Below are 20,162 nucleotides of genomic sequence, written 5' to 3'. Positions count from 1 at the left end.
TGACACACACCTGAGATGTGTCACAATAAGCGGCCAGTCTTCCCGACCCGGAGCGTGCATGCTGGACAAGATCTCACTCAAGACCAAGCTACTCGTCGGCTTCCTGCTGGTGGCAGCAATCGTCCTGACCATCGGACTCAGGGCCATCCAGGGTGAGCACACCATGCGGACCGATGTGGTGCGCATCGGTCAGGTGCGACTGCCAGCGATCATCGCGCTCAATCATCTCAACTATCAGCGGGTGCAGATCCGTGGCCAGTCGCTGGAGGCGCAGATGCACGCCGACTGGACAGAGGGCACGCGCAAGCTGCTCGAGCAGGTGCTGCGCCAGCGCGAGGCCTCCTGGCGTGAGGTCGAGACGGTCCTCGAGCGCTACGCCGCGCTCGAGAAGACCGAGGACGAGGTTGCCATCTTTGCCGCCTTCAACGCCGAGTACGATGCCTGGCGGGCGATCTACCGCAAGCTCGACACGCTGATGCGGCGGATGCTCGAGGCGCCACAGCGTCAAGGTGTCGACGCGCAGGCGGTCTATGACGAGGTGCGCGACGCGTACATGCATCAGGTCCAGGAGATGATCCCGATCTCCGACCGGCTCGGTGCCATGGTCGAGTCCATGGTGATGATCAACAACCGCTTCGCCAACGATGCCGTCACCGAGGCGATCGATGCCTCGGAGCATACCGTGATGGTGAGCTCTATCCTGATGAGCATCGGGCTGGTGCTGTCGATCGCTCTCGGGCTGTTCATCACCCGCGACGTGTTGCGCCGTCTCGGTGGTGAGCCGGCCTATGCGCTCGCCGTCGTCAACCAGGTCGCCGAGGGCGATCTCGGTGCCCGCATCACCCTGCGCAAGGGCGATACCACCAGCCTCCTCGCCGCCTTCTCGGTGATGGTCGAGAACATGCGTCGCCTGCTGCGCGAGGTCGCCTCGGTGGGCAATCAGGTGGCGACCTCCGCCGAGGAGCTGTCGGCCGCCAGCGCCCAGGCGCGCGAGCAGATCGCCCGCCAGCAGACCGAGACCGGGCAGGTGGCCGCGGCGATCAACCAGATGACCACCACCGTCGAGCAGGTCGCGCGTCATGCCGGCGAGGCCGCCGATGCAGCGCGCGCGACCAACCGCGAGGCCGATACCGGCGGCGAGGTGGTCGAGCAGGCGATCGCCGCGGTCGAGGCCATGGCCCAGGAGCTCGAATCCTCGGCCCAGGTGGTCGGTCGACTCTCCCAGGACAGTCGCGAGATCGGCGATGTCCTCGATGTCATTCGCGGCGTCGCCGAGCAGACCAACCTGCTTGCGCTCAACGCCGCGATCGAGGCGGCGCGTGCCGGCGAGGCCGGGCGCGGCTTCGCGGTGGTCGCCGACGAGGTGCGCACCCTCGCCAACCGCACCCAGCGCTCCACCGAGGACATCCAGCAGAAGATCGAGCGGGTGCAGAGCGGCGCCAACGGCGCCGTCGAGGTGATGGACAAGGGGCGCGCGATGGCCCAGCAGACCGTCGAGCAGGCACGCCGCGCCGGTGAGTCGCTGCGCACCATCAACGGCTCGATCACCACCATCAACGACATGAACACCCAGATCGCCAGCGCCGCCGAGCAACAGGCGACCGTGGCCGAGGAGATCAACCGCAACGTCCACACCATCTCCGACGTGGTCGAGGAGAGCGCCACCGGATCGACGCAGGTCGCGGCGGCAAGCACCGAGCTGGCGCGACTCGCCGCGCAGCTCCAGGAACGGCTGGAGCGCTTCAAGCTGTGAGCGGGGCGATGCGCAATCCGCCGGCGACCGACATCGGGCGCGCCGGGGTGGTGCTGCGTGGCGCGGCGATGGGGGTGGCCGAGATCATCCCCGGGGTCTCTGGCGGCACCATCGCCTTCGTCAGCGGGATCTACGAACGGTTGATCGAGGCGATCCGGGCCGTCGGTCCGGGACTGATCGGGGTTGCTCGCCGCGAAGGGGTGGCGGGTGTATGGCGGGCGATCGACGGCAACTTCTTGACGCTCCTGCTCGCCGGCATGGTCGTCGGCCTGCTCACCGGGCTGTTCACCGTCTCCTGGCTGCTCGAGCACCATCCGCCGCTGGTGTGGGGATTCTTCTTCGGCTTGATCCTCGCCTCCATCCTGCACATGGCCCGACGCATCGAGCGCTGGGATGCCACCGGGCTGGGGTTGCTCGTGCTCGGCGCGGCGTTCGCCTACGCGCTCACCGTGCTCACCCCGGCGCAGGGCTCGGAGGCGCTGTGGTTCGTCTTCTGCTGCGGCGTCATCGCCATCTCGGCGCTGATCCTGCCGGGGATCTCGGGGAGCTTCATGCTGCTCCTGCTCGGCATGTACCAGTTCATCATTCACGACACCCTCAAGGGGCTGCTGGTCGACTACAGTCCCGAGCGGCTGCTGGTGCTCGGGGTGTTCGCGCTCGGCTGCGCGGTCGGGCTGATGACCCTCTCTCGACTGCTCTCCTGGACCTTCCATCGTTTCCACGCCCAGACCCTGGCGCTGCTCACCGGCTTTCTCGTCGGCTCGCTCAACAAGATCTACCCCTGGCGCAACCCGGTCGACTGGCTGCGCGGCGCCGACGGCCAGGTGGTGTTGAGCGCCGACGGTCTCACCCCGCACAAGATCATCGCCGAGAGCAACGTCCTCCCCGGCGCCTACCACGGCGACCCGCTGCTGATCGGCACCCTCGTCGCCTGTCTCCTCGGCGTCCTCTCCGTGCTCGCCTTCGAGCGCCTCGCCGAGCGGGGTTCCGCGGGAGGAGGGTGAACCGCCAAGACGCGAAGGACGCGAAGGAAAAAGGATTTCGGTTTCGGTCCTCAGCGGTCAGTCAGCCGTTGTCTTCGACCGCTCTGGGGCTGGCGACCGAGAACCCTCGATCAACTTTGCGTGCTTGGCGTCTTTGCGGTTTGAACCAGCCTCCAGCCTCCAGCCTCCAGCCTCCAGCCTCCAGCCTCCAGCCTCCAGCCTCCAGCCTCCAGCCTCCAGCCTCCAGCCTCCAGCCTCCAGCCTCCAGCCTCCAGCGAGATGATCGCCGGGGATTGTCGGAGTGCAAAGACCCAAAGGGATAACGCGCTTCCAGCCCCGTCGGTTGGGCTGCCGCTGCGCGGCAACCCGACAGCTGCGCCAAGGTCTCGGGATTGACGCCGATCCCCGAGGAAGGTCCGCGTGGGCGGCAGCTACCCAACCTACGACGCTGGTGCCCGAGGGCTGCTCGCTGGTCCGCCGTGCCCGCTACCGCCGCCGGCGCTGCAGTCCGCCGGTGACGGCGTCGGCGGCGGTGGGGTCCTCGGGCCAGTGGTGCTTGGGGTAGCGCCCGCGCAACTCCTTGCGCACGTCCGTATAGCCCTGGGCCCAGAAGCTCGCGAGGTCCTGGGTGACCTGGATCGGGCGTCGCGCCGGGGAGAGCAGATGGAGCAGCACCGCCACCCGGCCGTCGCACACCCGCGGGGTCTCGCACAGCCCGAACAGCTCCTGCAGCGGCACGGCGAGCACCGGTGGTCCGTCGCTGGCGTAGTCGAGACGGCGCTGGTTGCCCGCCGGGGTGCGCAGATGGGTCGGTGCGGCCCGGTCGAGCCGCTGGCGTTGGTCCCAGTCGAGCAGGCCGAGCAGCAGCTCGGCCGCCTCCAGGCGCCGGGTCTCGCTCAGTCGCGACTTGCCGATCAGCCAGGGATCGAGCCAGTCGGCGGCGCGCGCGTGCAGTCCCTCGGGGCCGGGATCGGGCCAGCCGCCCTGGGGGTCGTGGGCGCGCAGCAGGGCGATGCGGGCGCGCAACTGCGTGGCGCCATCGTCCCAGCGCAGCGCCCGCTCGGGGTCGGCGAGCACCTGTTCGCGCAGCAGTTCGAGCACCGCCGGGTCGTCGGGCAGCGGCAGCGGGCGCGCCTCGAGGGTGAGGGCATCGAGCCGGGTGAGCGCGCGCGCGCGCACCGCCTCGTGCTCGGCGTCCCAGTCGCAGCGGGTCTCGGTGTGGATGCGCTGCGCGCAGACCGCGTGCAGGGTGTCGGCGTCGATCGCCAGGGCGTGACGGATGCGCCCGTCGCGACCCTGGGCGTCGAGCTCGGCGACGACCAGATAGGGGCTGGCGGTGAGCGCATCGGCCGGGTCGAGCCGCGCGCCGTTGCCGGCGGCGAGCAGATAGCGCTCGCCGCGGGCGTCGCGCCGCTGGGCGATGCGCTCGGGGTAGGCGAGGGCGAGCAGCGCGCCCGGGGTACGGGCCGTGCCCGGCGGGTGGCTGGCGCGCGCGACCCGCTCGCCGAGCTGACGCGCGGCGCGTGCCACGGCGTCGAGTCGGCGCGGATCGAAGCCGGGCGTCGGACGGCGCGCCCGCCGTTGCGCCAGTGCCTGCAGCCGGGCGCCGAGGTCGGCCGGTGAGCTGAGTGCGCGCGGGTCGAGCGCCGGGTCGCGCTCGCTGAGCAGGGCGCCGAGATCGGCGGCGAGCGCGCGCGCCTCGGGTGCGGCGCCGAGCAGCATCACCCCGAGCCGGGGGTGGAGCGGCAGCTGGGCGAGCGCGCGCCCGAGCGCGGTGATGGCGCCGCGCGCATCGAGCGCGCCGAGCGTCTGGAGGAGGGCGCGGCCCTGTGCCCAGGCCGGTTGCGGCGGCGGGTCGAGCCAGGCCAGCTCGGCGGGGTCGTTCACCCCCCAGAGCGCGAGTTCGAGGGCCAGCGGCGCGAGGTCGGCCTGGAGGATCTCGGGGTCGCGCTGTGCGGCGCGCCCGCGCGCCTGCTCGCGGGTCCACAGCCGGTAGCAGTGACCGGGCCCGAGCCGTCCGGCGCGTCCGGCACGCTGCTCGGCCGAGGCGAGCGAGACCGGCTCGGTGACCAAGCGGGTGAGCCCGGTGTTGGGGTCGAAGCGCGGCTTGCGGGTGAGCCCGCCGTCGATCACCACGCCGACGCCCTCGATGGTGAGGCTGGTCTCGGCGATGTCGGTAGCGAGGATCACCCGCCGCCGCCCGGGCGAGGGCGGGGCGAGGGCGCGCGCCTGCTCGGCGGTGGGCAGACTGCCGTGGAGGGCGAGCAGGTCGGTCTCGGGGCCGAGCCGGGGGGCGAGTGCTGCGCGACAGCGCTCGATCTCGCGCACCCCGGGGAGGAAGGCGAGGATGTCGTCGTCGTGCGCGGCGAGCGCGTGCACCACCGCGCCGACCAGGCCCGCCGGCTGCTCGACCGGGCGCTCGGCATGGTGCACCGTGACCGGATAGGTGCGCCCGGCGGCACTGATCGTCTCCGCGCCGCCGAGCAGTCTGGCCACCGGCTCGGCCTCGATGGTCGCCGACATCACCAGCACCCGCAGCTCGGGGCGCAGGTTGGCGACCACGTCGAGCACCAGCGCCAGTCCCAGGTCGGCGTGCAGGCTGCGCTCGTGGAACTCGTCGAAGATCACCAGATCGACCCCGCTGAGCTCGGGGTCGTGCTGCAACCGGCGGGTGAGGATGCCCTCGGTGAGCACCTCGATGCGGGTCGTCGGGCCGATCCGGCGCTCGAAGCGCACCTGGTAGCCGACCGTCTCGCCGAGCGCTTCGTTGCACAGTGCGGCCATCCGCGCGGCGGTCATGCGCGCCGCCGGGCGGCGCGGTTCGAGCATCAGGATGCGCCCGCCGATCAGCCCCTCGGCCTCGAGCAGGGCGAGCGGCGCGCGGGTCGACTTGCCCGAGCCGGTGGGGGCCTGGAGCAGGGCGTGGCCGTGGCGCAGGGCCTCGATCAGCGCCGGCAGGCTGGTCTCGATCGGTAGTGGAGCGGGGTTGGGCGTGTGCTGTGACATGCGAGCGGTGGCGACGGCTGAGCCCCGGGGGTGCATCGACGCCGGGGCGGTGGAACAATGGTGTCGCGCCCGGGATCGGGGATGGCGCGATCGCGCGGCGCATTGTCATGCCTCCGGCCGCGCTTGGCCAGGGGCGAGGTCTCCCGCTGCCGAATCTGCAACGATGTCGCAACCAACCCAGAGTGAGTGTCTCGAGTGCGGTCTGCTGCAGCGCTGCCCGCCGTTGCCGCGCGGTGGCGCCGCGCGCTGCGTGCGCTGTGGCAGCGTGCTGCGCCGTCACCGCCCCGACAGCCTCGAGCGCACCCTGGCGCTCACCCTCGCCGGGCTGGTGCTGTTCGTGATCGCCAACGCCTTCCCCTTCCTCGCCTTTCGCATGCAGGGGCAGGTCACCGAGACCACGCTGCTGACCGGGGTGGCCGAACTCTATCGCGGCGGGCAGTGGGAGATCGCCCTGGTGGTGCTCTTCACCAGCGTGCTGGCGCCGGGGCTGCAGCTCTTGTTGCTGCTCGCGGTGCTCGCGCCCTTGCGTCTGGCGCGCGTGCCGCGCTGGTTGCCGCGGCTGTTTCGCTGGATGCGGACCCTTGCGCCCTGGGGGATGATGGATGTGTTCATGCTCGGCATCCTGGTGGCGGTGGTCAAGCTCGCCGATATGGCCACCATCGTCCCCGGCACCTCGCTGTTCGCCTTCGCGGCGCTGATCCTGGTGCTCGCCGCCGCCCAGGCGAGCCTCGACCCCGACCTGGTGTGGTCGCGGGTGGCGCTGGCGCCGGCGCCAGCCCCGCGTCCCGGTGACGCGCACCGCACCTGCGAGGTGTGTGCGCTGGTGACGGCGCCGGGTGGGGCGCGCGACGGGCGCTGCCCGCGCTGCGGCGCGGCGTTGCACCGACGCAAGCCCGAGAGCCTGCAGCGCACCTGGGCGCTGGTGCTGGCGGCGCTGATCTGCTACGTGCCGGCGAATCTGTTGCCGATCATGACCGTCACGTCGCTCGGGCGCAGCCAATCGGATACCATCTTCAGCGGCGTGGTCTTCCTCTTCGGTCACGGCATGTGGCCGCTTGGGCTGGTGGTGTTCGTCGCCAGCGTATTCGTGCCGCTGCTCAAGCTGTTGATCCTCGTCGGGTTGCTGCTCTCGGTGCACACGCGAACGCGCTGGCGACCGCGCGAGCGTACCCGGCTCTACCGCCTGACCGAGGCGATCGGGCGCTGGTCGATGGTCGATGTCTATGTGGTGACCATCCTGGTGGCGCTGGTGCGCCTGGGCAATCTCGCCAGCGTCGAGGCCGAGGCCGGCGCCATCTTCTTCTGCGCGGTGGTGGTGCTGACCATGATCGCGGCGATGTCATTCGACCCCAGGTTGATCTGGGACCGCTTGGAGCAGCAGCATGTCAGAGACCGCCGAGCGCCGTGACGGCGCGCCCGCCCTGCCGGAGGCCGAGGTGCGGGTACGTGGTGCGCCCTCGCTGGTGTGGCTGATCCCGCTGCTGGCGCTGGCCATCGGCGCCTGGCTGGCGCTGAAGACGCTCAGCGAGCAGGGACCGACCATCACCGTCCGCTTCCCCAGCGCCGCCGGGCTGCAGGCGGGCAAGACCAAGGTCAAGTTCAAGGACGTCGAGGTCGGCCAGGTGACGGCGATCGACGTCAGCCAGGACCTCGACTCGGTGATCGTCACCGCCGAGCTCAAGCACGGCAGCGCCCATCTGCTCAACGCCGAGACCCGCTTCTGGGTCGAGCGCCCACGGGTGAGCGCGAGCCGGGTCTCGGGGCTCGAGACGCTGCTCTCGGGGGCCTTCATCGCCCTCGATCCGGGCAGCAGCGGCGCCTCGCAGCGCGACTTCGTCGGCCTCGATGAGCCGCCGCTGTTCACCACCGACGCCCCCGGCACCCGCTTCGTGCTGCGTGCCGCGACCCTGGGCTCGCTCAATATCGGCTCGCCGGTCTACTATCGCCAGATCCAGGTCGGGCAGGTGGTCGGGTTCGGGCTCGAGGACGACGCCAGCGCGGTGCGCATCGAGCTCTTCATCCCCGCCCCGCACGATGCCCTGGTCAGTGCCGAGACCCGCTTCTGGAACGCCAGCGGCGTCGACATCTCGCTCAGCGGCGCGGGGATCAGCCTCGACACCCAGTCGCTGGTCTCGGTGTTGCTCGGCGGGGTCGCCTTCGACACCCCCGACACCATTGCCGGCAGCGGCGCCCCCGCTCAGCCGCTCGAGGTCTTCCCGCTCTATCCCAACCGCGAGGCGGCGCACGCCAGGACCTATGCCGCCAAGTCGCACTATCTGCTGCTGTTCGAGGGCTCGGTGCGCGGGTTGAGCATCGGCGCGCCGGTGATGCTGCGCGGTATCGAGATCGGTCAGGTGCTCGACATCCAGTTGCAGTTCGATCCCGAGGCCGAGATCTTCCGCATCCCGGTGCTGATCGAGGTCGAACCCGAGCGCATCGCCTTGCGCAACGCCGCGCACGCGCCGGATCATGCGCACATGCTCGAGCGCCTGGTCGAACTCGGTCTGCGCGCCCAGCTCAAGCTCGCCAGCCTGATCACCGGTCAGCTCTACGTCGAGCTCGACATCGACCCCGAGGCGCCCGCCGCGGGCCTCGGACGCTATGGCGACTATGTCGTCATCCCCAGCCGGCCGACGCCGCTCGAGGCGCTCACCGGCAAGCTCGAGCGCATCCTCTCGCGGCTCGAGCAGGTGCCTTTCGAGCAGATCGGCGCCGATCTCGGCCAGACCCTGGGGCGGGTGCGCGAGGTGGTCGACAGCGGGGTGCTGAGCCAGCTCGGCGAAGACCTGGAGGACACCCTGGCGAGTCTGCGCGGGCTCGCCGAGCAGCTCGACGGCGAGGTCGCCCCGGCGCTGCGCGCTACCCTGGAGGAGGCGCGTGCGACCTTCGCTCATGCCGGGGCGATGCTCGACCCCGAGGCGGCGACGACACGCGAGTTCAGAACCATGCTGCGGGAGACGGCCGAGGCGGCGCGCGCGGTGCGCGACCTGGCCGATTATCTGGAGCGGCATCCGGAGGCCCTGATCCAGGGCAAGGGAGGTCTACGATGACGGAGCGCCGATGGCGATTGGCGGCGGTCGCGCTGGTGGCGGCGGTGAGTGCGGGGTGCGCCAGCTCGCCGCCGGCACGGTTCTATGCGCTGAGCGCGGTGGGGGTGGCACCCCCCGAGGCGCGCGCCCCGGGGCTCGCCGTCGGGGTCGGCCCGCTGGTGCTGCCGGAGTATCTCGATCGCCCCCAGCTCGTCACCCGCGAGTCGGGCAACCGGCTGCGGATCGACGAGTTCGAGCGCTGGGGCGGCTCGCTGCGCGACGACTTCCTGCGGGTGTGGAGCGAGAACCTGGCGCGCGCGCTCGGTAGCGAGCGGGTGCGGCTGCTCGAGGGCGAGCTGCGCTATGGGGTCGATCTGCGGGTCGGCGCCGAGCTGCTCGCCTTCGAGGGGAACGATGACGGCAGCGCCCGGCTCAAGGTGCGCTGGGCGGTGCGCGACGGCACCGGCCGACGCACCCTGCTGGTGCGCGAGAGCGACGATCGTCAGCCGCTGTCCGCGCCCGGCGACAGCCGCGCCCTGGTCGCCGCTCTCGATGAGTTGCTCGCGCGCTTCAGTGCCGAGGTCGCCGGCGCGCTCGCCGCGCTGCCGCCGACCCCGCCCGAGACCGCCGCTCAGGCGCGGTAGCCGATACGAAAACCGCCCCAGTGGCGTCCGCGCACGTACACCGGCGCGGAGATGTCGTGCATGATCTCGCCGGTGTCGCGGCGATAGGTCTGGATCAGGAAGGGCAGCTCGTGGGCGCCGCACTGGCGCCCGACCGGGTCCTCGAAGATGCGCTTGGTGCGGTTGTGCAGCAGATCGTGGTCGCGATCGCCGGTCAGCGGCTGGGAGAAGCACTGGTTGTGGGTCGGCACATAGCCGTTGCGGTCACAGCCGATGGCATAGGCGACATGGGCGTTGCTCTTGAGCACCGGCTCCTGCAGTGGCGGGAAGAGCCGGTCGGTGAGCCGGTCGAAGCCGGTGGTGAATTTCTTCGGCTCGGTGTCCGGGATCGGCTGGTAGTCGCTCTCGAACAGGTTGCGCTCGCTGACCTCGCCGTTCTCCAGCGCGCGTTCGAGCTGGTCGCCGATCGCGCGCGCGAGTCGCTGCACCAGCTCGGGCATCTGCTGATGGGTCCGGGTGGCCTGCTCGCCGGCGGCGCCGAGCTGGAAGACCTTGCTGATCTCGTGCAGGTTGGTGGCCAGCCCCTCGAGCGCCTGGACCTCCTGCAACGTCGTCGCGGCGCCCTGGGCGTTGCGCTCGGCCATCTCGCTGATCTCCTGCACATGACTGCTGACACGCTGGGCCTCGTTGCCCTGCTGGGCGATCTCGGCGGCGATGCCGGCGATGCGCTCGAGGCTGCGCGCCGCGCCCTGGTCGATCCCGGTCAGGGCGCTGGCCGCCTGGGTGGCAAGATCGGTCCCGGCCTGGGCCTGGTCGCTGCCGGCGCCGATCGCTGCGACCGCCTCGCGGGTCTCGGTCTGGATGGTGGTGATCACCTCGCCGATCTCGGTGGTGGCGGTGGCGGTGCGCTCGGCGAGCTTGCGCACCTCGTCGGCGACCACCGCGAAGCCGCGCCCGGCCTCGCCGGCGCGCGCCGCCTCGATCGCGGCGTTGAGCGCGAGCAGGTTGGTCTGGTCGGCAATCTCGCGGATGGTGCGCACGATCCCGCCGATCTCTTCGGAGCGCTCGCCGAGCGCAGCGATCAGTTGCGCCGAGCGCCCGACCGAGTCGGCGATGCGGGCGATCTCGGCGGCGGCATCGGAGACGATGCGGCTGCCGTGTTGCGACAGCGCGCGCGCCTCCTCGGCGTCGCTGGCCGAGTCGCGGGCGTGCTCGGCCACCACCTCGACCCCGGCGCTCATCTCGCCGATGGCCTGGGCCATGCGCGCCGAGGCCTCGCCCTGCGCGGCCGAGTCGTCGGCCAGAGCGCGGGCGTTGGCGGCGAGGGTGTCGGCCGCCTCGGCGAGACGCTGGGCGTCGTAGAGAACCTTGCCGATGATCCCCTGGAAGCTCTCGATCAGGGCGTTGTAGTGGCGGGCGCAGTGACCGGCGGGGCTGCTCGAGACCGTGGCGCGACGGGCGAGATCGCCGTCGGCGCGGGTGCGCGCGAGCAGATCGGCAAAGCCCCTGAGTTCGGCGCCGAGGGTGCGTTCGAGGATCAGCCAGGCGGTCGCGCCGAGCAGGAGCGCGAGCACCAGTTGTCCACCGAGGACGGTCATCGATAGGGCGCCGCTCGCCAGCGCGAGCGCGCATCCACCAAGCCCGGACAGGACGCCCAGGGTCATGCCGATCATCCAGAATCGCATATCGAGTGGTCTCATGCTGCCGCGCTTGGTACGCGGTCTTTCGTTGTGGTGGCGTAGACGCCGCTCCTGCCTTGACGTCCTTCTCAGGCGGTCATTCTAGCGGTATCCGTGGATGCTTCGTGTACCCCTGTCGTCGCTTAAACACGAATGCCCACTTAGAGTGCGAGGTTGGTCGCATTGCTCCATCATGGTGCGGTGTCGGTTGGTGCGCTGGCGGTTGATGGGACTGCCGCACCGCGAGGATGCGGGCTGTAATGGATTGGTGCATCAGCAGTTTGGCGTCCTCTCCGCGGGAGGTCGAAAGGGTGCTGGTCTGGATCGTGCTTAATGGCCCCCCGCTGAATTGATCCAAGGGGTTTCCTCGACATGATGCAGCCTTCCCAGGCGGGCACGGATGTGCTCTTTCTACTCGTCGGCGCCGTGATGGTGCTGGCCATGCACGCCGGCTTCGCCTTTCTCGAGGTCGGGACCGTCCGTGCCAAGAACCAGGTCAATGCGCTGGCCAAGATCATGGCCGATTTCGCGGTCTCGACCATCGCCTATTTCTTCATCGGCTACAGCCTCGCCTATGGCATCGACTTCTTCAGCGGCGCCGAGGCGTTGCAGGAGAAGAACGGCTACGAGCTGATGCGCTTCTTCTTCCTGTTGACCTTCGCTGCGGCGATCCCGGCGATCGTCTCCGGCGGCATCGCCGAGCGCGCCCGCTTCTATCCGCAGCTGCTCGCCTCCTTTCTCGTCGTCGGCTTGCTCTATCCGAGCTTCGAGGGCGTGGTCTGGAATGGTGCGTTCGGGGTGCAGGCGTGGCTCGAGACGCACCTCGGCGCGCCCTTCCACGACTTCGCCGGCTCCGTGGTGGTGCACGGTTTCGGCGGCTGGCTCGCCCTGGCTGCGGTGTTGCTGCTCGGGGCGCGTCAGGGGCGCTATCGTCGCGACGGCACCATGCTGGCGCACCCGCCGTCCTCGATCCCCTTCCTTTCGCTCGGCGCCTGGACCCTCACCGTCGGCTGGTTCGGCTTCAACGTGATGTCGGCGCAGAGCGTCGAGGCGGTGAGCGGGCTGGTGGCGGTCAACTCGCTGATGGCGATGGTCGGCGGCATCCTCGCGGCGCTGCTGGCCGGGCGCAAGGATCCGGGCTTTCTCCACAACGGGCCGCTCGCCGGGCTGGTGGCGGTGTGCGCGGGCTCCGACCTGATGCACCCGCTCGGCGCCCTGGCAACCGGCGCCGTGGCCGGGGCGATCTTCGTCTACACCTTCACCCTGGCGCAGAACCGCTGGCGCATCGACGATGTGCTCGGGGTGTGGCCGCTGCACGGGCTCTGCGGCCTCTGGGGCGGACTCGCGGCGGGGATCTTCGGTCTGCCGCTGCTCGGTGGCCTGGGCGGGGTGAGCCTCGCCTCACAGGCCATCGGCAGTCTCGCCGGGGCGCTGTTCGCCTTCGTCGGCGGCGCGCTGGTCTACGGCATGGCCAAGGGGCTGTTCGGCATCCGGCTGAGCGACGAGGAGGAGTATCTCGGCGCCGACCTCAGCATCCACCGCATCACCGCGCAGCCTGACTACAATCGCGGCGAGGTCTGAGCGGCGGTGTCGCGCCGAGCGCCTCGTAGACCCCGTCCCAGAGACGGATACGGGCGCACAGCGCCTCCTCGGCGGCGGTCTCGGCCTCCTCGATGCGGCGCGGGTCGTCATCGCACAGCACCTCGAGCAGGCGTATCGACAGCGGGCCGTGGAAGTCGCTGTCGAGTTCGATGTGGCGTTGCAGATAGGCGTGGAAGATCGGTGCCTGTTCCGGGGTGATCGCCATGTCCTCGAGCAATCGGCGGAACAGCATCGGGATCAGCGTCTCGCGGCCGTGGGCGAGGGCGGCGGCGGCCAGGTGCGGCTTGCCCTCGCGGATGAAGCCGAAGGTGGTCTCGGTGAAGTAGCGCGCCGGCAGCGGCACCAGCTCGGGGTCGTAGAGCAGCGCGTCGAGCGGCTCGCGGGCGAGTCGCGCGACGAAGCGGCGGGCGGGCTCGGGGTCGGCGCCGACCTCGGTCATGGCGCGGCAATAGAGTTCGAAGTGGCTGGCATAGAGGGGCGCGGCGGCGGTGGTGGATTCGAGGACGTCGGACTCCTCCTCGAGGACCAGCTGGTTGATGAAGTAGCGCAGCGCCGGGTCGCCCTGTGGCCGCCACGGCAGGTCGGTCGGGGCGAGCTGGCGCTGCAGGTACTTGATCAGCGACATGAAGTCCCACACCGAGTACACGTGGTGCTGCATGAAGGTGCGCAGCCGCCCGAGGTCATCGATGGCGGCATAGACGGGGTGCTGCTCGAGCTGCTGGCGCAGCGGACGGAGATGGTCGAGATCGGGTGATGCCATGCGCCTGTCCTCGTGATCGAATGATTCCTTGGGTCCCGAGACATCACTATAGGCGAGTGCGCGCGATCGGCTCGCGACGGTCGGCAGGGCAGGACGCTAGTGCAAGCGGGTCTCCTGGGCCCAGCGACTGTAGTAGGCCTGCATCAGCGCCCTGACCGGCTCGGGGTAGTCGTGCGTCTCCATCTGCTCCATGCCCTCGCGGAAGAACCCCGGCGCGAGCTCCGGGGCCAGCTCGATGAGCGCCTCGAAGGCCTCGTGCATCAGGGGCGGCTGCTGGGTGCGGGTGGCGACGATGGCGCGGTTGTAGAGCAGCACCCGCCAGGCGCGCGCGGCCTCGGGGCCGGCCGGGTCCTGGAGGCGCTCGGTGCCGATGCCGTCGAGGATCTCGGAGATCAGCCGGTGCAGGGCCACCAGTTCATCGGGGTCGGCGGTGGTGTTGGCCAGTCCGGCGGCGGCGTCGACCAGTGGTGCGGGGCGCAGCAGTTCGCCGCCGTGGCGCAGCACCCAGCAACTCAGTGGCAGCGCCAGGGTGCTGACGCGACGGGCCAGCGTCGGCAGTTGCAGTGCGCGGGCGATTGCGGCGAGCTCGGCGAGCAGGTCGAGCCCGTGAACGAGTCGCTGGGTGAGCGCGCGCTCGCGGGCGCAGAGACCGAATTCGCCGTCTCGCGCCGGCTCCAGCGCGGAGGTCTCGAGGGTGACGAGCAGCCGGTCGAGCGCCTCGAGCGGCACGTCGGGATCGTTCTCGGGCGGGTTGGTCGCGCGCTCGAAGGCGTCACGGATCTCGTCGCCGATCTCGGTGAGGCACTGGGCGATGCGGGACAGGTCGACCGGGGCTAGCATGCTGGGATGATCCTCGCGCGGATGAGTCGGGATGATGGTGTCGCCAAGCCGACGCCACCTCCGCGCCCGCCTTGCGGTAGACTAGCATGATGACCCCGATTCCCGATCTGCACACCCATTCGACCGCCTCCGATGGAACCCTGACCCCAGGCGCGTTGGTCGAGCGCGCGGTACGCGCCGGCCTGACGACCTTGGCGCTGACCGATCACGATACCACCGCCGGGGTCGGGGAGGCCGCCGCCGCGGCCGCCGGCCACGGGTTGACGCTGGTCCCCGGGGTCGAGGTCTCGGTCACTTGGAACGCCCGTACCATCCATGTGGTAGGGCTCAACGTCGACCCTGTCAACCCCGAGCTTGCAGAGGGGCTGGCGCGATTGCGCGCGTTTCGTGACTGGCGCGCCGAGGAGATCGGCCGGCGGCTGGCCAGGCACGGCATCCAGGGCGCCTACGAGGGCGCGCGGGCGTACGCCGGGGGCAACCTGATCGGGCGCACCCACTTCGCCCGTTTTCTCGTCGAGCAGCGTCTGGCCGCCGACACCGGAGACGTGTTCAAGCGCTTTCTCACCACCGGCAAGCCGGGGCACGTCGCCGGCGACTGGGCGAGCCTGGAGGCTGCGGTGGGATGGATCCGCGCCGCCGGCGGTCAGGCGGTGATCGCCCACCCCGCGCGCTACCGGCTCACCCGCACCAAGCTGCTGCAGCTGATCGGCGAGTTCCGCGAGCACGGCGGTTGCGGTATCGAGGTGGTGACCAGCAGTCACAGCCGCGACGAGATCTTCACCTTCGCCCGTCATGCCCGCGAGCAACGCCTGCTGGCCTCGGCGGGTTCGGATTATCACGGTCCCGAGCAGCCCTGGCTGATGCTCGGGCGGTTGCCGCCGCTGCCCGACGGGTGCATCCCGATCTGGCGTGATTGGTCGTCGTGCGCCGTCCCCGCCGGCGCCGCGCGCGCGACCTGTTAAGGACACAGAGATGGCGCAGTTCTTCCAGATTCATCCGGTCAACCCGCAACCGCGGCTGATCCGTCGCGCGGTGGAGATCCTGCTCGAGGGCGGGGTGATCGTCTATCCCACCGACTCCTCCTACGCGCTCGGCTGCCAGCTCGGCGAGAAGTCGGCGATGGAGCGCATCCGGCGCATCCGCCGACTCGACGACAAGCACAACTTCACCCTGGTCTGTCGCGATCTCTCCGAGATCACCACCTATGCCAAGATCGACAACCAGGCCTTCCGTCTGCTCAAGTCGCTGACCCCCGGACCCTATACCTTCATCCACCACGCCACCAAACAGGTGCCGCGCCGACTGCTCCATCCCAAACGCAAGACGATCGGCATCCGCGTACCGGACAACGAGATCTGTCGCGCGCTGCTCGGCGAGCTCGATCAGCCGATCCTCAGCTCGACGCTGATCATGCCCGATGACGAGCACCCGCTGACCGACCCCTACGACATGCGCGAGCTGCTCGACAAGCATGTCGACCTGGTCATCGACGGCGATTTCTGCGGCCTCGAGCCGACCACGGTGATCGACATGACCGCCGAGCCCCCCGAGGTCGTGCGCCAGGGCAAGGGCGAAGCCGCGCCGCTGAACTGAGTCCGCGATCATGGAAACGCTCAATCATTTCCAGTGGCTGGCGGTGCTGGCCCTTCCGGTGCTGTTCGCGATCACCGTGCACGAGGCCGCCCACGGCTGGATGGCCAGCCGGCTCGGGGATCGCACGGCGTGGATGCTGGGGCGGGTGACCTTCAACCCGCTGCGCCACATCGACCCCATCGGCACCCTGCTGGTGCCGGCGCTCACCTTCGTGCTGGTCGGCTTCCTCTTCGGCTGGGCCAAGCCGGTGCCGGTGGTCTATCGCAACCTGCGCCGGCCGCGTCGCGACATGGCCCTGGTCGCGCTCGCCGGCCCCGGCGCCAACCTGTTGATGGCGCTGGGCTGGGGGCTGGTGATCGAGTTCGGGCTGTGGCTGGGGCCAGAGACGGCCTGGGCGGCGTTGCCGCTGGTCTACATGGGCGCGGCCGGGGTGCTGATCAATGTCTTCCTCATGGTGCTCAACCTGTTCCCGCTGTTACCCTTGGACGGTGGGCGTGTACTGAATGCGCTGCTGCCGCCGTCCCTGGCGCAGTGGTTTGCTCGACTCGAACCCTTTGGTCTGATCATCCTGCTGGTCCTCCTGGTCACCGGCGTGCTCGGCGCGATCCTGCTGCCACTGGTCGCCGACACCGTCGCCCTGCTACCGGGCGCGAGGGTCGTCATGGAACTGTTTTTCGTCTGACGCGAGGCCGTTAATCCTTGAATTCCGTCTCCGCACAACACTCGCGCGTCCTCTCCGGGATGCGCCCGACCGGCCGACTCCATCTCGGTCATTATCACGGCGTGCTCAAGAACTGGGTCGAACTCCAGCACGAGTACGATTGCTACTTCTTCATCGCCGACTGGCACGCGCTGACCACGGCCTACGAGGATCCCACCGCGATCCCGGCCAACATCTGGGAGATGGCGATCGACTGGCTGGCCGCCGGTGTCAATCCCGGCGCCGCGACCCTGTTCGTGCAGTCACGGGTGCCCGAGCACGCCGAGCTGCACCTGCTGCTGTCGATGATCACCCCGCTGGGCTGGCTCGAGCGGGTGCCGACCTACAAAGACCAGCAGGAGCGGCTCAAGGAACTCGACCTGGCCACCTACGGTTTCCTCGGCTACCCGCTGCTGCAGAGCGCCGACATCCTCATCTACAAGGCCGGCCAGATCCCGGTCGGTGAGGACCAGATCGCCCACGTCGAACTCACCCGTGAGGTGGCACGCCGCTTCAACCACATCTATGGTCGCGAGCCCGACTTCGAGGAGAAGGCCGAGGCGGCGCGGCGCAAGATGGGCAAGAAGAACGGCAAGCTGTTCGACAAGCTCCGCCGCGCCTATCAGGAGCAGGGTGATCAGGAGGCGCTGGAGGTGGCGCGCGCGCTGCTCGAGGGCCAGGCCAACATCACCATGGCCGATCGCGAGCGGCTGTTCGGCTATCTCGAGGGCGGTGGTCGCGAGATCCTCCCCGAGCCCCAGCCGCTGCTGACCAAGGCCTCGCGGATGCCCGGGCTGGATGGCCAGAAGATGTCCAAGTCCTATGGCAACACCATCTCGCTGCGCGACCGTCCCGAAGAGGTCGAGAAGGCGATGCGCACCATGCCCACCGACCCGGCGCGGGTGCGCCGTACCGATCCGGGCGACCCGGAGAAGTGCCCGGTGTGGCAGTTCCACCAGGTCTATTCCGACCCGGCGGTGTGCGACTGGGTGCAACAGGGCTGCCGTTCGGCCGGGATCGGTTGCCTCGAGTGCAAGCAGCCGGTCATCGATGCCGTCTGTGCCGAATTGAAGCCGATCCAGGCCCGTGCCGAGGAGTTCGCCGCCCAGCCCGAGCTGGTGCGCAGCATCCTCAACGAGGGCTGCGAGAAGGCCCGTGACGTCGCCCGCGAGACCCTCGAAGAGGTCCGTCACGCGATGTCGCTGGTGATGGTCTGAGCCGCCCCCGGTCACGCGCCGGCGCGCACGTCGATCGGATGTCCATGGATCGAGCCGGGGAGGCCCGTGTGCGTACGGGCGACGCGTCCGCCCCGCTGCCCGCTGAGGGTGGCGGGGAGGCGGGCGCGCCTCTCGCCCTGATCCGGGGGACGCCGGTCTTGACGCTGCCGCAGGATCTCTACATCCCGCCCGATGCGCTGGAGGTCTTTCTCGAGACCTTCGAGGGACCGCTCGACCTGCTGCTCTATCTGATCAAGCGTCAGAACCTCGACATCCTCGACATCCCCATCGCCGACATCACCGCGCAGTACATGGAGTATGTCGAGCTGATGAGCGAGCTGCGCCTCGAGCTCGCCGCCGAGTATCTGCTGATGGCCGCGATGCTCGCCGAGATCAAGTCGCGCATGCTGCTGCCGCGCCCGGTAGCTGCCGAGGACGAGGAGAGCGATCTCGACCCGCGCGCCGAACTGGTGCGCCGGTTGCTCGAGTACGAGCGCTTCAAGCGCGCCGCGCAGACGATCGACGCCCTGCCGCGACTCGAACGCGACCTCTTCCCGGTCGCCGCCGAGCTGCCGCCGACCGAGATCCGTCGGCTGCCGCCGCCGGTCGAGCTCGACGAGCTGATCGGCGCGCTGCGCGCGGTGCTGGCGCGGGCCGATCTCTATGTCAGTCACCGGGTCGAGCGCGAGTCGCTGTCGCTGCGCGAGCGCATGTCGATGGTGCTCGAGCGGCTCGGTGGCGGCGGTTTCCGCCGCTTCACCGAGCTGTTCGACCTCACCGAGGGCCGCGCCGGCGCGGTGGTGACCTTCCTCGCGGTGCTCGAGCTGGTCAAGAGCGCGACCCTGGAGCTGGTTCAGCCCGAACCCTTCGCCCCGATCCACGTCCGGCTGCGCGACAGCGGCGCCGACGAGAGCCAGGAACACGATGACGCCACAGCGGCTTAAACAGATCGTCGAGGCGGCGCTGTTCGCCGCCGACGCCCCGGTGAGCAGCGAGCGGCTGCTGCAGCTGTTCGAGGACCACGAGCGCCCCGCGCGCGGGGTGCTCGATCGCGTCCTGGTCGAGCTTGCCGAGGACTATGCCGAGCGCGGCATCGCCCTGGTCGAGGTCGCCAGCGGCTGGCGCGTGCAGGTGCGCGCCGAACTCGCCCCCTGGGTCGGGCGGCTGTGGGAGGAGCGTGCGCCGCGTTACTCGCGCGCGCTGCTCGAGACCCTGGCGCTGATCGTCTATCGTCAGCCGATCACCCGGGGCGAGATCGAGGAGATCCGCGGCGTCTCGGTCAGCACCAACATCATCCGCACCCTGCTCGAGCGCGAGTGGGTGCGGGTGGTGGGGCATCGCGACGTCCCCGGCCGGCCGGCGCTCTATGCCACCACCCGACGCTTTCTCGACTACTTCGGGCTGCGCTCGCTCAACGAGCTGCCGCCCTTGGCCGAGATCCGCGAACCGGAGCTATTGTTCAACGAGGAGTTGGCGCTCGAGGCGCCGCCCCAACCCCATTCCACGTCCCAGGAGACCGCGCGTGCGGTCCCGGAGCAACACAACGATGAAGAATGACCGACGCCCGGGTCCTCGGGTGCCACAGGAAGAGCCGGTGCGGCTGCAGAAGCTGCTCGCCGAGGCCGGTCTCGGTTCGCGCCGCGAGATCGAGGGCTGGATCACTGCCGGGCGGGTGCGCGTCAACGGCGAGCTGGCCACGCTCGGCGATCGCGCCACCCGCGCCGACCGTATCCGCGTCGACGGGCGCGACGTGCGGCTGCAGCGTCAGCGCGACATCGAGCGCCAGGTGATCGTCTACCACAAGCCCGAGGGCGAGGTGGTCACCCGGCGCGACCCCGAGGAGCGCGCCACGGTGTTCCGTCGGCTGCCACGTCCCAAGCAGGGGCGCTGGATCGCCGTCGGGCGGCTCGACATCAACACCTCCGGGCTGATCCTGTTCACCACCGATGGCGAGCTGGCCAACCGGCTGATGCACCCCTCGCGTGAGCTCGAGCGCGAGTACGCGACGCGTATCCTCGGCGAGCCGAGCCCGGAGACGCTGGCCCAGCTCACCCAGGGCATCGAGCTCGAGGACGGTCCGGCGCGCTTCGACCATATCGAGTCGCGCGGCGGCAGCGGCGCCAACCGCTGGTATCACGTGGTGTTGCACGAGGGGCGCAACCGCGAGGTGCGGCGGCTGTGGGAGGCGGCGGGGTTGACCGTCAGCCGGTTGATCCGGGTGCGCTACGGCAACATCGAACTCGGTCGGCGGCTGTTCCCGGGGAACTGGCGACCGCTCGACGAGCAGGAACTCAACGGTCTGCTGACCCTCGTCGGCATGGCGCCGTCGCGCCCGCCGCGCCGCGGTCCGGGTGGCGGACCACGGCGTCGGGGCTGA

17 protein-coding genes are annotated in these 20,162 nt (G+C 70.0%); 13 read left to right on the top strand and 4 right to left on the bottom strand.

Translation table 11 applies throughout. From position 1 onward, the window contains the following. The first annotated feature begins 58 nt into the window (after window positions 1-58). Together ACAM26_RS11305 and ACAM26_RS11300 are read left to right on the top strand one after the other, a co-directional pair. The gene (locus tag ACAM26_RS11305) at window positions 59-1,753 is read left to right on the top strand and encodes a methyl-accepting chemotaxis protein (protein WP_123141073.1); all 1,695 of its coding nucleotides are present in this window, start codon (window positions 59-61) and stop codon (window positions 1,751-1,753) included. Between the two features lie 8 nt (window positions 1,754-1,761). Further along, on the top strand, window positions 1,762-2,757 hold the full coding sequence (locus tag ACAM26_RS11300) for a DUF368 domain-containing protein (protein WP_369613678.1): 996 nt from the start codon (window positions 1,762-1,764) through the stop codon (window positions 2,755-2,757). A gap of 465 nt (window positions 2,758-3,222) precedes the next feature. On the opposite strand, the gene hrpB is transcribed toward ACAM26_RS11300, so the two are convergent. Then, on the bottom strand, window positions 3,223-5,742 hold the full coding sequence (hrpB, locus tag ACAM26_RS11295) for an ATP-dependent helicase HrpB (RefSeq protein ID WP_369613677.1): 2,520 nt from the start codon (window positions 5,740-5,742) through the stop codon (window positions 3,223-3,225). Window positions 5,743-5,905: 163 nt separating this feature from the next. On the opposite strand from hrpB, the gene ACAM26_RS11290 reads away from it, so the two are divergent. Genes ACAM26_RS11290 through ACAM26_RS11280 form a run of 3 tightly spaced genes read left to right on the top strand, consistent with a single transcriptional unit; the run spans window position 5,906 to window position 9,415 of the window. After that, entirely contained in the window at window positions 5,906-7,150 is a 1,245-nt protein-coding gene (locus tag ACAM26_RS11290; RefSeq protein WP_369613676.1) for a paraquat-inducible protein A, read from the top strand. Continuing rightward, window positions 7,125-8,792 carry an intermembrane transport protein PqiB gene (locus ACAM26_RS11285; protein WP_123141068.1) on the top strand — a complete coding sequence of 556 codons (1,668 nt, stop codon included), beginning with the start codon at window positions 7,125-7,127 and terminating at the stop codon, window positions 8,790-8,792. Before ACAM26_RS11290 ends, ACAM26_RS11285 begins: the two co-directional genes overlap by 26 nt. After that, window positions 8,789-9,415, top strand: coding sequence for a membrane integrity-associated transporter subunit PqiC (locus ACAM26_RS11280; protein ID WP_369613675.1), 627 nt, complete (start codon window positions 8,789-8,791; stop codon window positions 9,413-9,415). The genes ACAM26_RS11285 and ACAM26_RS11280 overlap by 4 nt, the downstream gene beginning before the upstream one ends. On the opposite strand, the gene ACAM26_RS11275 is transcribed toward ACAM26_RS11280, so the two are convergent. After that, a complete protein-coding gene (locus ACAM26_RS11275; RefSeq protein ID WP_369613674.1) occupies window positions 9,403-11,079 on the bottom strand; it encodes a methyl-accepting chemotaxis protein in 1,677 nt (558 codons plus the stop codon). The two genes, ACAM26_RS11280 and ACAM26_RS11275, sit on opposite strands and share 13 nt — an antisense overlap. Window positions 11,080-11,448: 369 nt before the next feature. Between ACAM26_RS11275 and ACAM26_RS11270 the strand changes: the two genes are divergently transcribed. Further along, a complete protein-coding gene (locus tag ACAM26_RS11270; protein WP_123142831.1) occupies window positions 11,449-12,654 on the top strand; it encodes an ammonium transporter in 1,206 nt (401 codons plus the stop codon). Here the strand turns inward: ACAM26_RS11270 and ACAM26_RS11265 are convergent. Both ACAM26_RS11265 and ACAM26_RS11260 read right to left on the bottom strand, forming a co-directional pair. Continuing rightward, window positions 12,617-13,435 (bottom strand): DUF3050 domain-containing protein, encoded by an 819-nt coding sequence (locus ACAM26_RS11265; RefSeq protein WP_369613673.1) that lies wholly within the window; start codon window positions 13,433-13,435, stop codon window positions 12,617-12,619. The genes ACAM26_RS11270 and ACAM26_RS11265 overlap by 38 nt on opposite strands. A gap of 96 nt (window positions 13,436-13,531) precedes the next feature. Beyond that, a complete protein-coding gene (locus tag ACAM26_RS11260; RefSeq protein ID WP_123142820.1) occupies window positions 13,532-14,275 on the bottom strand; it encodes a hypothetical protein in 744 nt (247 codons plus the stop codon). Window positions 14,276-14,364: 89 nt separating this feature from the next. Here ACAM26_RS11260 and ACAM26_RS11255 point away from each other — a divergent pair, with 89 nt between their 5' ends. Genes ACAM26_RS11255 through rluB form a run of 7 tightly spaced genes read left to right on the top strand, consistent with a single transcriptional unit; the run spans window position 14,365 to window position 20,162 of the window. Beyond that, window positions 14,365-15,237 (top strand): PHP domain-containing protein, encoded by an 873-nt coding sequence (locus tag ACAM26_RS11255; RefSeq protein WP_165913512.1) that lies wholly within the window; start codon window positions 14,365-14,367, stop codon window positions 15,235-15,237. Window positions 15,238-15,247: 10 nt separating this feature from the next. Further along, window positions 15,248-15,868 carry an L-threonylcarbamoyladenylate synthase gene (locus tag ACAM26_RS11250; RefSeq protein ID WP_369613672.1) on the top strand — a complete coding sequence of 207 codons (621 nt, stop codon included), beginning with the start codon at window positions 15,248-15,250 and terminating at the stop codon, window positions 15,866-15,868. Window positions 15,869-15,878: 10 nt separating this feature from the next. Next, on the top strand, window positions 15,879-16,550 hold the full coding sequence (locus tag ACAM26_RS11245; protein ID WP_123141061.1) for a site-2 protease family protein: 672 nt from the start codon (window positions 15,879-15,881) through the stop codon (window positions 16,548-16,550). Between the two features lie 17 nt (window positions 16,551-16,567). Continuing rightward, window positions 16,568-17,785: a tryptophan--tRNA ligase gene (locus tag ACAM26_RS11240; protein WP_082806104.1), complete on the top strand. Its 1,218-nt coding sequence runs from the start codon at window positions 16,568-16,570 to the stop codon at window positions 17,783-17,785. A gap of 44 nt (window positions 17,786-17,829) precedes the next feature. Beyond that, window positions 17,830-18,729 (top strand): ScpA family protein, encoded by a 900-nt coding sequence (locus tag ACAM26_RS11235; RefSeq protein ID WP_369613671.1) that lies wholly within the window; start codon window positions 17,830-17,832, stop codon window positions 18,727-18,729. Next, entirely contained in the window at window positions 18,710-19,342 is a 633-nt protein-coding gene (gene scpB / locus ACAM26_RS11230) for an SMC-Scp complex subunit ScpB (RefSeq protein ID WP_123141059.1), read from the top strand. The genes ACAM26_RS11235 and scpB overlap by 20 nt, the downstream gene beginning before the upstream one ends. Beyond that, window positions 19,332-20,162 carry a 23S rRNA pseudouridine(2605) synthase RluB gene (gene rluB, locus ACAM26_RS11225; RefSeq protein ID WP_123141058.1) on the top strand — a complete coding sequence of 277 codons (831 nt, stop codon included), beginning with the start codon at window positions 19,332-19,334 and terminating at the stop codon, window positions 20,160-20,162. Before scpB ends, rluB begins: the two co-directional genes overlap by 11 nt.

This window comes from Marichromatium sp. PS1 (assembly GCF_041155115.1).
In the GTDB taxonomy this organism is placed as follows: Bacteria; Pseudomonadota; Gammaproteobacteria; order Chromatiales; family Chromatiaceae; genus Marichromatium; species Marichromatium gracile.
This window is presented reverse-complemented; position numbering and strand designations above follow the sequence as displayed.